This is a genomic window from Bradyrhizobium sp. 139 (assembly GCF_023074175.1).
GTDB lineage: Bacteria > Pseudomonadota > Alphaproteobacteria > Rhizobiales > Xanthobacteraceae > Bradyrhizobium.
Map to the genome: position 1 here is coordinate 16,251 of NZ_JADPKS010000014.1, position 11,245 is coordinate 27,495.

Here is an 11,245-nt window from a genome sequence, read left to right on the forward strand (position 1 = left end):
CTGATCTTTTCAACGCGCGCGGCCGGGCATGTTGGCCGCTCAACAGTTGCCCGACGAGGAGCGGGCAGCCGCCGATCGGCACGTCCGTGAGCTAGATCGGCTTGCGGAAGATCTGCCCCTGCTCGACCAGACATCGCGCAGGACGCAATCGAGGATTCCGCGGTCAACAGATTGACGACGATCACCGGCGTGAATCTGGCGGTCGCCCGCCGGGATCATGGCGGCGATCGGCGACATCAGCCGGTTCAACTGCCCGCAGAAGCTGGTGAGCTATTTCGGGCTGAAGCCGCGGGTGCGGCAGTCAGGACTGAGAGCGGCCCATCACGGTCGCATCAGCAAGATCGGACGCAGTCACGCGCGCGCCACGCTGGTAGAGGCGGCCTGGGCCGCGCAAAGGCGCCCGGTCCACTGCATGCTTTTTTTATGCGGATTCGCGCCCGGCGCGGCCATCAGATCGCCGCGGTAGCTGTGGCTCGCAAGCTCACCGTGCTTTGCTGGCATTTGTTGACGAAGGGCGAAGATTACCTGTGGGCACGCCCAGCGCTGGTCGCTAACAAGACCCCGCGCAATGCAACTTCAAGCAGGACATCCGCAACAGAAAGGCAGCCGGCGTGGACCAGCCTATGCCTACAACACAAAGGCGCTGCGCGCCCGCGAGATGTTGCTTGCCGCCCAGGCGGAGCAAAGCTACGAACGATTTGTGGCGCAGTGGAAACCGCGGCGGCCAAAATCCGGCGCGCGGGCGCCTCAGCTCGGCAGGACAAAATAGGCGTCCGGTGACGCTTGCAGCCGACGCATCATGCTTCGCCACGAGGTCGCCTGCGCCCGACAACCATAGTCGCCGCTGACGGCAAATTCCAGCCACGCCAGGAGTGCAGTCCCGCTCCACGCCAGTCTGCCTCCGTGCTCGGGCCGGTCAAAGCCAAGCCTTGCGGTGGCCGCAAATGCGGCGGCTTCGTTCAATCCAGCGCCGACCTGCCGCTCGATCTTGCAACCGCGCATGCAATGGTCCTAGCCGAGCGCGCGGCCACGCTTGCGGCGGAAGCCAGGCTTGCTGAAGCGGCCAATGCCCAGGCGGAGCAATCGAGCACCGAAGCGCCGATTGCTCATCTCAAGCTCGAGATCGAGGAGCTGCGGCGGACGATATTTGGCGCGCGCTCAGAGCGGTCGGCCCGGTGCTCGATCAGCTGGAGCTTGAGGAACTCGAGGCAGCCGCGACAGAAGATGAACTCGCTGCCGAGAAGGCGGCCAGGAAGATGCAGACGGTGCGCTCGTTTGAGCGCAAGCGTCCCGTGCGCCAACCCTTTCCCGACGACATCGAGCGGGCGCGCGTGGTCCTGCTGGCCCTAACAATGTCCCTGCTGCGGGTCGGCGCGGCTGTCGAAACTCAGCGAAAGCGCGACCTCGACGCTGGAGGAGATCCCACGCCGGTTCAAGGTGATCGACACGGTGCGGCAGAAGTTCAGTTGCCGGGACTGCGAGGCGATCACGCAACCGCCGGCTCCGTCATGCCACGCCGCGGGGTTAGCGTCCAGCATTGCGGGAGCGCTGCGGGTATTTCTCCGCCATGCAGCATCTGAGGGGGCGTGCGACCCGCGCTTGCCCGCAGCGATCCGCGGTCCTCAGATCTATCAACAGGAGTCACTGCCGTTCGCACCGGCATGGTCCGATGTGCAGAGGATGTTGGCGGACACTTTGACAAACCACTGGCGATCTACGGGATGCGTTCCAGCGAGGTTGGATCTTTGCGACTTGATCAGGTGGACTGGGGTCATCGCGTCATCCGCCTATTTCGCCTGAAGCGTCGAGGACTGCAAGCATACCCGCTGGTCGGGTCGGTCGCTGAAGCGCTCGCCCGATACATCGATACTGTCCGCCCCAATACACGGCACCAGGAGATTTTCATCGGCCTGCAGTCGCCTCGGCGACCATTGACGCCCGGCGCAATCTACGGCGGGCGAGCCAGACTTTCGGGTCGATGTCGTCGAGACGGTGGGCGGCGGCGATCAAGGTGAGACCTCGCATTGCGTCAGCTTAGAAGCTCCCGAATGATAGGCTGTTGCCTCATGTAAGCTGCTCCCCGACCAGACGGGCGGCGGGGGCGACGATGAGGCGGCTGAGCATGGCGACTAGGAAGGAACTGACGGCAGCTGTGGGCGAACGCTATCGATCGGGCGATCGCGGGGAGAAGGCGCGGATATTGGATGAGTTCGTCAATATCACTGGATATCATCGCAAGCATGCGATGCGGCTGCTGCGGGGCCACGATGGGTCGCGGGCAGGTCGTCGGGCGCGACGCCGGATTTACGGTGAAGCCGAACGCAATGCGCTCGCACTCCTCTGGGAAGCGTCGGACCGGGTTTGCGGCAAGCGGCTGAAAGCCTTGATGCCAATGCTGATCGAGGCGATGGAGCGGCACACATCTCGACCTCGCTCCCGAGATCCGCGGCAAACTGCTTTCGATGAGCGCCGCGACGATCGACCGGGCGTTGGGCCGGATTCGGGAAGGGCTCGGTCGCCAGCGCCGGCGACCGGCCGCACACGCCCTCCGACGCAGTATTCCGATACGGACGTCAGCAGATTGGAATGATCCGGCACCGGGATTCGTCGAGGCGGACCTTGTCGCCCACAGCGGTCCATCGGCGCGCGGCAGTTTCGTACAGACCCTGGTCCTCACTGACGTCGCGACGGGCTGGACGGAATGCGCGTCGCTGATCGTGCGCGAGCAAACGCTGCTGAGCACCGTGCTGACGGAATTGCGTAAGCAATTGCCCTTCGCGCTTCTTGGCTTAGACACGGACAATTACACTGTTTTCATGAACGAGACGCTGAAGACGTACTGCGACACAGCCAATATGGTTTTCACGCGGTGCCGGCCGTACCGCAAAAACGATCAGGCGTTCGTCGAGCAAAAGAATGGCGCCGTTGTGCGCAGGATGGTCGGCTACCGGCGGTTCGAGGGTTTGGAGGCGGCGACGCTGCTGGCGCAGCTCTACCGCTCAGCGCGCCTGTTCGTGAACTTCTTCCAACCGTCGTTTAAGCTAATCGCCAAGCAGCGCGACGGCGCCCGTGTGCACAAGACCTACAGCGCGCCTGCGACGCCGCATCAACGACTAGCCGCCGACGCGCGCACGTCCGATGAAGTTCGCGCCCGTTTACAACTTTCGCCAGCCTCGACCCCGTCGCCTTGTTGCCCGATATCCGAGTGACGCAGGAGCGGTTGGCGGCGCTTACCGATGCCGTGCCTGTCGCGAACACCGGCGCGATTACGCAGCCGATCGATCTTTTCCTGGCGAGCTTGAGAACCGCCTGGAAGGAGGATGGCGCTCGGCCGACAGATCGGCCAATCGTCAAAGCAAAACGAGGCCGTCGCCGTCCGGACCCGCTCGTTCGAGCGACGCCGGATTTGCGCAAATGGTTTGAAGCCGAGCCGTGGCGGACCAGCAGCGAACCTGGCGCGATTGCAGGCAGAATACCCTGGAGTCTATCCCCAAAAACTTCTGCGCACGCTCCAGCGTCGCCTAAAGACCTGGCGCAGCGAACAGGCCAACGCCCTGCTGTTCGGCCCCTCCCAAGTGCCGCCGCTCGCCCTCGACGTCGTAGCGCCTAATAACGGCGGGCTCGCGCAGTAAAAGCCGGACACTGCCAACCGCGACCATCTTCGCATCCGGTGCGGCCGCTACCAATGGGGTTACTCCAGCACATCTTAGGCCCACTTCGGCAATCATTGAAACGCCTGGCTGCCTCCGCTTCACGCCGGGAGCAAAAAAAATGAGGCAGCGGGCGAGCCTGAGAGAGCACTTTTACGTGCGGCAATACGCGCTCTCATCCTGATTGTCGCGCTATATACCATCGAGGAGCTGCAGGAAGATGCGTCGCACAGTGTTGTAGGGTAACTGCCCGGCAACCGATACGAAGAGGGCACGATCTGTGGTGGTCAGCAGCCGCCGGGCGACCAGATATCTGTCGAGCGCCAGCCGAGCTGTTGCGTGAAGCGGCAACAGCCGGCTCTTCTGGAACTTCGTTTGCTGGACGACGAGTCCATCTGCAGTCACATTGTCGATCTGCAGCGCCAATGCTTCTGCGATCCGCATTCCGGTAGCGGTGAGCAGGCCGAAGAGCGTTGCATACATGGTCGGTCTGATCGAGCCCGCCGGCCGGAGTTCCGCCGCAGCGCGGAGCAATCGTGCGATCTCGTCTGCACTATAGATATACGGCGATCGCCGCTTGACGACGGCGTGGCCGAGTGCATCCGCCGCCGGAACCTGATGGCGCGGATTCTCGGCGTGCATCGCCAGCGCGAACCGCCGCACGGTAAGCAACCGGTTGCGGCGCGGCTCCGGTGACGGCGCACGTGCGGCCCATGCCAGGACGCGGGCGCTTCTGATGTGCCGGTCGCCGCGCTCCTCGGCGAAGCCGACGTAGCCCCTCAGCAGGGATTTGCCGGACGCGGAACTTGAACCCCAGCGACTGCTGCTGGTCCACATATTTGGCAAGATATTTGCTCAGCATTACACATCTCCCGGCCAGGGTTGCGCGATCTGCAGCAGCATCGTCACGTCGACTTTGGCATAGTGCGCGGTCATGTCCGGTGAGGGTGGCGCAGCACGGCACCAACTGTGTCGAGCGTCGCGCCGCCCCGCAGCATGGCGGTCGCGGCCGAATGCCGAAGCAGGTTGGCCCCATTCGACTGAGCGGGGATGCCGGCCTTCCGTATTGCACTACGCACAATGTCAGAGACTGCGCTCGAACCTGTCAATGGCCGGATTGGTGCATTCGACATGAAGAAGATTCGACCATCGGCGACGTGCGGCCGCGCCTGATCCAGATAAGCGAGCACGGCATCGCCGGCGTCTTGCGGCAATGGTAATCTCGTCTCCCGCCGCCCCTTGCCACGAACCGACAGCGTCGCCTGTGCCAATCAATATGGGTGAGACGAAGAGAGAGAATGTCGCCGGCCCGCAAGCCCAGTCGTGCCAACAGCAGCAGGATCGCCCGATCACGAACGCCAGTCGCCGTGATCTGGTCGCACGTTGCAATCAACGTCTCGACATCTGACGAGCTGATGTATCGCGGCAGCGACGACAGGCGCCGCTGCGGAATGATTGGCACAGCATGATCGAGCCCCGTCCGGCACAACCCCCGCGCGGTGAGGGACCGCAAATATCCTCTCAGCGCCATCGTCATAGTCTTCACAGAGGCGAGCGAGACCCGTTTCGTCTCTGCAATGATCACCTCGCGAATGAGTTGGGCATTCCAGCTTCGCGGCTTGCTGCCAAGCGCCGGGAGCAGCCGCATGACCATGCGACCATGTCATCAATTGTCAGCTCTGTGACGCCGCGATGCTGCCGCAGCCAGTCCTGGAACTCGACTACCCACCGGTCGAGCGTCGGTAATGCGAGCTTCGGCTTGCGCTGGACGATCTCGCGCTCGCCGAGAAACTTGACGAACCGGCACACCCGCCTCACGTACTTCTTGGACACGCCCTTCACGCGACGTATGCCGGGGCATCGACAGCGATGCCGAGCGAACCGATCGGTGACGCCATCATCGATATCGGTGACTGCGACCTTGGACAGCGTCAGCCATTGCGCGAGGTGACGGGCTGCGGCGTCATAGCCGCTCACCGTCAAGCTCGAATGCCCCAACACCGTCAGGTGTCGTGCGAACTCCGTCACCAGCGGGGCAAGATCGCCTGCGTCCATGCAGCGCTGCCCGTGGCAGTGGTTCTCACTCAACTTGACCATTCCTTGTCTCCCTTTCGTTGCCATCAAGACAGGAAGGGAGGCCTCAGATTATGCGCAGCGAGGAAGAGGCCACTGGGAACTAAACTGTTGATAACGGAGCGGATCTCGGATCGAACGGCCTCGCACTCCACATAATCGTAGACTCCGCATAATTACGAAAGTCTATCGGTTTGGTCGCCACTATCACCCGGACCGCACCCGACGGGCCGATCACTGCCTCGCCTTCAGTGCCTAGACGATCGACGCAATCATCGTCGTATCCGCATCACGACCGGCCCGGATCGTGATTCCGTCGACTTCGATCTCGATGATCCCGACGTCGCAACGGCGAGTCCGGGCAACCGCCTTGGCCTTGCAGCGAAGCGCTTTGCGATCCCGGTCAACAGCAGGCGCCGGCACCACGGCATCCACCACCGCTGGCACAAACTGTACTTCCGCTTCGGAATGACCGCCCGCTGCTTCTCGCAACTGACGTCGCCAGCCAAACAACTGCTGCGGAGACAATGCATGCCGTCCTGCTACCGAACAAACCGAGTCGCCGCTCGCCACGATTTCTGCAACGATCCGCGCCTTCTCCTCGTCGCTCCACTTCCGCCGACGGCCGGCTCCGGTGAAGACCTCAAGCCGTCGCACCGGCTTCGTGATAGCAGTATGCACTGTGTCCATTCTAAGCCCAACGGTCCAAACCGAAGTATCCATTCGGCGTAGGCCGCAGGGTTAGCGCTTGAGCAATCCAGGGTTCTCTTTGTAGAACCTAATCAGCTCGATCAGGTTGTCGATGCCGAAGTCGGTGAACGCCTGAACGCCGTCTTCTCCGACGCCATAGACCCAGATGAAGCCATCCTCGATCTCCATCTCGTTGGCGATGTCCCACAGCCAATCTTCGTCTTCGCCGAGGTCTTTGGCGACCTTGGTGATGGTGGTGACGTGATGGACCTTGTTGACGTGGGTGGTCATGCCGCTCGAGCGGAGAGCGCAGATGCTGGCGCCCAATTCCAGGGCAGAAGTTCGTCCAGCCGATGAGCCGGATGAGCGGCGATGCGGGCGAGGACATTCGTGAGCCACGCCTGCGGATCGATGCCGTTCATTTTGGCTGTGACGATCAGGCTGTACATAGCTGCGGCGCGCCGCCCGCCGCGATCAGACCCGCAGAACAGCCAGGATTTTCGCCCAAGTGCGATGCCTCGCAGGCCCCTTTCGGCGGCATTGTTGGAGAGGCACACGCGGCCGTCCTCGAGGAATAGGGTGAAGCTCGCCCAGCGCTTCAGGATATAGTTGAACGCCTTAGCCAGGTCGTGCCCCCGAGACAGCTTGGCAAGCTGCTCCCGCATATAGACCTGGAGGTCCTCGACCAGAGGCCGGCTCAGCGTCTGCCGCACCTGAAGGCGCTCCTCGGCACTCTTGCCGTTGATGGACCGTTCGATCTCGAACAGCGCATCGATCCGCCGCACGACCTCGATCGCGATCGGCGAGAGCGGGATTTCCTTTTTGCCCGCAGCCTTGCGCCGGGCATTCTCTTCGATGTCGGCCATCGCGAAGAACGGCCCGGATTGGCCCGGGCTGGCGTCCCGCCAGATAGAGCTGGTTGTACCCGTCATAGGCGTCGGCCTGCAGGATGCCGGCATACCGGGCCAGATGCCCCTGCGGATGCTCGCCCTTGCGGTCGCGTGAGTAGTAGAACATCGCTGCTGGTGGACCCGCGCCCCCAAACGGCCTGTCGTCCCGAACGTAGATCCAGCACCGTCCCGTGTCGGTCTTGCCCTTGGCCAGGACCGGCACCGTCGTATCGTCGGCATGAAGGCGCTCGGCTGCCATCACATGGGCTTCCACCAGGAGCAGCAAGGGGTCCAGCGACGCACAGACCGCCCCAACGGCATCTGCCATGGTCGACAGTGCGATCGGCACGCCTTCCAGAGCGTAGCGCTCGGCCTGACGATTTAGCGGCTGATGCTGGCCGAACTTCTCGAACATGATCATGGCCAGGAGGCTCGGGCCAGCCCATCCCCGGGCGATGGCATGGAATGGCGCCGGCGGCTGGCTGATCTTCTCGCAATCGCGGCAGGAGCACTTCTCCCGGACCGTCTCGATCACCTTCCACTGGCGCGGCACTACTTCCAGCGTGCGCGTCACGTCCTCGCCGAGCTTGCGAAGGCGATTGCCGCCGCAGCATTCACAAGTTGTGGGCCCATCGATTACCACCCGCTCCCGGGGAAGGTGCTCAGGGAAGATCTGGCGCTCGGCGCGCTTGCGGGTAAATCCCCGCACCGGCGTCTTCGCCACAGCTCGTTCCGCCACCAGCTCGTCCTCAGTGGCGTCGGCTTCCAGCTCTTCGAACGTCAGCGCCAACTGCTCGATCGGCCGCGCCGAGCGCTCCGACCGTTGTCCGTAGATCTGATGCTTCAGCTTGGCGATCTGCAGCTTCTGCTGTGCAATCAGCGCCTCGTCTTCCGACGCTTTCGCGCGGGCGACCGCGAGTTCGGCGGCGATCTCCAAACCCCTCGCGCGCTCGACTGCCAGCGCCTTCTTCAGGGCGGCAACGTCATCCGGAACGGCGTCGCGGTCGGCATCCATGCGACGCAGTGAATCACAGATTGGAAGCGATGGGACTCCCCAAAATGGCAGCAACCGTAGTTTCTTCGCTCAGCCTGCGCTTTGCGGTCGCCAACTCAGTTGCGGATTCCGCCAGTCGATGCCCTCGAGCATATAGGCCATCTGCGCCGCTGAGATCGATACCGCACCGGCCGACGCCGACAGCCAGATGACATGGCCTTTTCCTGCCCGGGATTCCATCCTGGGCATCGACCGAGCCTGGTGCCCGGCAGGGAAGGAGAAGATGCTATGCAAGGGGTTTGTGCCTTCGTTGGTCTCGACGTGCACAAGGAGACAATTTCTGTCGCGGTGGCGGACGCTGGACGAGCGGGTGAGGTTCGGCATGTCGGCACGATTAAGAACGATCCGACAGCAATCGGCAAGCTCGCTCGAAGTCTGGCGCGTCGACACGGTATCATCGAGTTCGTCTACGAGGCCGGGTCATGCGGCTACAACGTTCAGCGTCAACTCTCGGCAATGGGAATGATCTGCAGAGTGTGCGCCCCCTCGCTGACGCCACGTAAGCCCGGCGAGCGGATCAAGAATGACCGGCGCGACGCCATCGCTCTGGCTCGTCTGCACCGGGCCGGTGAGCTCACCTATGTCTGGGTACCGGACGCGCTTCATGAAGCACTGCGCGACCTGGTACGAGCGCGGCACGCAGCCGGTCAAGATGTCCGCCGGGACCGCATCCGGATCCAGGCGTTCATGCTCCGTTGCGATTTGCGCTTCGAAGGTAAGGCCTGGAGTCGCCGACACCGGATGTGGCTCTGCAACAGAACGTTCACCCATCCAGCGCAACAGATTGCGTTCCAGACCTACCTCAACGCGCTCGAGCATAATGAGGCCCGCAAGGCAGGAATCGAGCAGCAAATCCGAGAAGTGATCACGGGCTCGCCGTGGGCCAAGCAGATGCAGGCTCTCCAAGCATTGAAGGGTGTCGGTCCAATCGTCGCCGCCACTGTGCTCGCTGAGGTCGGAGACTTCTCCCGCTTCGCTCATCCGCGACAACTCGTTGCCTACTTCGGCCTCGCTCCCGGCGAGCACAGCAGCGGCGGCACGGTAAGGCCGCGCGGCATTACCAAGGCCGGCAGCTCGATTGCACGGGCGGTGCTGTGTGAAGCTGCCTGGAGTTATCGGACGACGCCGAAGGTCGGGCAGTGGATGAAAGAGCGTTGCCCGCCAGTTTCACAAGATATCGCGGCTCTGGCCTGGAAGGCCCAGCTACGCCTTCACAAGACCTACCGGAAGCTAACCGCGCGCGGGAAACGCTCGGTTGTCGCGACCGCTGCAGTTGCGCGGGAGCTGCTTGGCTTCATCTGGTCCATCGGCCAGCGAGTCCCGCTTGGCGCGTGATCGACCACGCATCCTACGATCCGCATCAGCGGGGACGCCGAGGGCGGTAGAGGGAATCCTCGAGTTTATCTTGGACAGCCGTGTCGCCTACGTCCGTGGGCAGAGCGAGGCAGCCCTCCGACGCACCGTCATCATGGGGTAACCAATCCCCGCATAGGAGTCTGAGCGACCGTCGAGAACACTCGGCGTCCTCACCCATGCGGATCGTATGCATCAAAATATCACCGTCTCCAAAGGAGCGGTCGGGAAGCTGTGTTCAAAACGGTTGACAAAGGCCATAGGAGATGAACTTGCCACGATCCAGACGCTTGGTGTAGAGCGACATGCCTAATCCGTCATGCCAGAGGATCTTGACCAGATCGCCGCGGCGGCCCCGGAAGATGTAGAGATCGCCCGCGTGCGGGTCGCGCTTCAGAATCTCCTGAACTGTAAGAGCCAGGCTTCGCATGCCGCGACGCATGTCGGTGTGGCCAGTGGCGATCCAAACCCTGACGCCGCTCGGAATCGGGATCATCGTCGCCGCAGCAGCTCAAGAACTCGCTGCAGCGCCTCAACGTCCACGTCACGGTCAACGCGAACGCGACAGCCGCCGCCAAGCTCGATCTCAATGATTCCAGCCCTTGCGCGCTGCGCAGGCGGTGAAGACGCAGCTTGTGGCGCGTCGCTCGAGATCGGAGCCGCCACGGGCGTGATCTCGACGGGAATGAGAGCTGGCACGGAATCTCCGCCCAGTCGGCCCTGGCGCGCTTGTCGACGCCAGGTGAACAGCAGGCTGTGAGCCACCCCGTGCCGGCGCGCGACGCCGCAGACCGTCTCGCCAGCATGCAAGGTCTCTTCGACAAGACGAACCTTCTCGTCGTAACTCCATCGCCGCCGACGCTCGGCGCCCAACACATTGACCTGCATTCGCCACGTGACCTTAAAGCTAGACTTAAGGTCAAATCCTCGGGCCGCCTCTCAAACTACGCAAGGCGGCCGCGGCCGAACGGATACAAACCGAACCGCAGACTCGCAGATCACCTCGTTATCCGAAAGGTGGCCGCTGAACAGCGCTTACCAATTGGATGTCTTCCACGTCGACGTCCACCGCTCAGGCGGTGTGGCTATGCACGTCAAGAAAGTTCATTCCATCGTTCACCATCGGTCGCGTCGCAGAGGACCTCGGCGAGAACGAGGACTGGCCCTGGGATGTGGCCAACGGAATGGACCTGGAGGACGGCGTCATCAGGGTCTACGGCATAGGTGACGACGGGGTCATGGCGTTCACCGATCTCGGCATCGAAAACCTGATCGAGCTCATCAGGATACACAAAGAAGACCCCGAACTCCTCAAGCGGCGGAATCGGTCATCCATTGTCCGCGGCTTAGTCGTCCGTGAAGAATAGCCAAGCCGTTGATTTGGAATCATAAACCGACGATCTGTGGAAATCCAATTTGCCGGAAACCGGCCGCTCGAAAGGGGATTCCTTGCAAATTTGATTCGTGATTCTGTGTCGTATCACTGCTTCGGCGGAGAGCGAGATGCGGCCACGGGAACGGCGGGAGACGGGCGA

The 11,245-nt window shown here is 62.6% G+C and carries 12 protein-coding genes and 4 pseudogenes; 6 read left to right on the forward strand and 10 right to left on the reverse strand.

The window, feature by feature from the left end; genetic code table 11:
• Positions 1 to 217 precede the first annotated feature (217 nt).
• A complete protein-coding gene (locus IVA80_RS04580; protein WP_247426017.1) occupies positions 218 to 466 on the forward strand; it encodes an IS110 family transposase in 249 nt (82 codons plus the stop codon).
• A 281-nt stretch (positions 467 to 747) separates the two neighbouring features.
• Here IVA80_RS04580 and IVA80_RS04585 read toward each other — a convergent pair whose 3' ends face one another.
• Positions 748 to 1,002, reverse strand: a complete 255-nt coding sequence (locus IVA80_RS04585; RefSeq protein ID WP_247426039.1) for a hypothetical protein — start codon at positions 1,000 to 1,002, stop codon at positions 748 to 750.
• Between the two features lie 3 nt (positions 1,003 to 1,005).
• Here IVA80_RS04585 and IVA80_RS04590 point away from each other — a divergent pair.
• The 3 genes and pseudogenes from IVA80_RS04590 to IVA80_RS04600 all read left to right on the forward strand — a co-directional run.
• Positions 1,006 to 1,525 (forward strand): annotated as a pseudogene (locus IVA80_RS04590) (IS66 family transposase zinc-finger binding domain-containing protein); the annotation flags it as partial.
• Positions 1,526 to 1,721: 196 nt separating this feature from the next.
• The gene (locus IVA80_RS04595) at positions 1,722 to 2,015 is read left to right on the forward strand and encodes a tyrosine-type recombinase/integrase (protein WP_247426019.1); all 294 of its coding nucleotides are present in this window, start codon (positions 1,722 to 1,724) and stop codon (positions 2,013 to 2,015) included.
• A gap of 92 nt (positions 2,016 to 2,107) precedes the next feature.
• A pseudogene (locus IVA80_RS04600) lies at positions 2,108 to 3,632 on the forward strand (ISNCY family transposase).
• Positions 3,633 to 3,842: 210 nt separating this feature from the next.
• On the opposite strand, the gene IVA80_RS04605 reads toward IVA80_RS04600, so the two are convergent.
• From IVA80_RS04605 to IVA80_RS04635, 7 genes and pseudogenes are all read right to left on the reverse strand, one after another.
• Positions 3,843 to 4,487, reverse strand: coding sequence for a tyrosine-type recombinase/integrase (locus tag IVA80_RS04605; protein WP_247426038.1), 645 nt, complete (start codon positions 4,485 to 4,487; stop codon positions 3,843 to 3,845).
• A gap of 95 nt (positions 4,488 to 4,582) precedes the next feature.
• The gene (locus IVA80_RS04610; RefSeq protein ID WP_247426021.1) at positions 4,583 to 4,864 is read right to left on the reverse strand and encodes a hypothetical protein; all 282 of its coding nucleotides are present in this window, start codon (positions 4,862 to 4,864) and stop codon (positions 4,583 to 4,585) included.
• A complete protein-coding gene (locus IVA80_RS04615; RefSeq protein WP_247426024.1) occupies positions 4,756 to 5,304 on the reverse strand; it encodes a tyrosine-type recombinase/integrase in 549 nt (182 codons plus the stop codon). The genes IVA80_RS04610 and IVA80_RS04615 overlap by 109 nt, the downstream gene beginning before the upstream one ends.
• On the reverse strand, positions 5,232 to 5,747 hold the full coding sequence (locus tag IVA80_RS04620; RefSeq protein ID WP_247426026.1) for a hypothetical protein: 516 nt from the start codon (positions 5,745 to 5,747) through the stop codon (positions 5,232 to 5,234). Before IVA80_RS04620 ends, IVA80_RS04615 begins: the two co-directional genes overlap by 73 nt.
• Before the next feature lie 231 nt (positions 5,748 to 5,978).
• Positions 5,979 to 6,413 (reverse strand): transposase, encoded by a 435-nt coding sequence (locus tag IVA80_RS04625; RefSeq protein WP_247426028.1) that lies wholly within the window; start codon positions 6,411 to 6,413, stop codon positions 5,979 to 5,981.
• A 51-nt stretch (positions 6,414 to 6,464) separates the two neighbouring features.
• The gene (locus tag IVA80_RS04630) at positions 6,465 to 6,704 is read right to left on the reverse strand and encodes a hypothetical protein (RefSeq protein WP_247426030.1); all 240 of its coding nucleotides are present in this window, start codon (positions 6,702 to 6,704) and stop codon (positions 6,465 to 6,467) included.
• Positions 6,701 to 8,318: pseudogene (locus tag IVA80_RS04635) on the reverse strand (IS66 family transposase). The gene IVA80_RS04630 and the pseudogene IVA80_RS04635 overlap by 4 nt, the downstream one beginning before the upstream one ends.
• Positions 8,319 to 8,585: 267 nt before the next feature.
• On the opposite strand from IVA80_RS04635, the gene IVA80_RS04640 reads away from it, so the two are divergent.
• The gene (locus tag IVA80_RS04640) at positions 8,586 to 9,692 is read left to right on the forward strand and encodes an IS110 family transposase (RefSeq protein ID WP_247426032.1); all 1,107 of its coding nucleotides are present in this window, start codon (positions 8,586 to 8,588) and stop codon (positions 9,690 to 9,692) included.
• A gap of 256 nt (positions 9,693 to 9,948) precedes the next feature.
• Here the strand turns inward: IVA80_RS04640 and tnpB are convergent, their stop codons facing one another.
• Both tnpB and IVA80_RS04650 read right to left on the reverse strand, forming a co-directional pair.
• A complete protein-coding gene (gene tnpB / locus IVA80_RS04645; RefSeq protein ID WP_247426034.1) occupies positions 9,949 to 10,206 on the reverse strand; it encodes an IS66 family insertion sequence element accessory protein TnpB in 258 nt (85 codons plus the stop codon).
• 236 nt (positions 10,207 to 10,442) lie between these two features.
• Positions 10,443 to 10,598: pseudogene (locus IVA80_RS04650) on the reverse strand (transposase); the annotation flags it as partial.
• Positions 10,599 to 10,756: 158 nt separating this feature from the next.
• Here IVA80_RS04650 and IVA80_RS04655 point away from each other — a divergent pair.
• Complete coding sequence (locus IVA80_RS04655) at positions 10,757 to 11,077, forward strand: hypothetical protein (protein WP_346347962.1); 321 nt, start codon at positions 10,757 to 10,759, stop codon at positions 11,075 to 11,077.
• Positions 11,078 to 11,245: the final 168 nt, after the last annotated feature.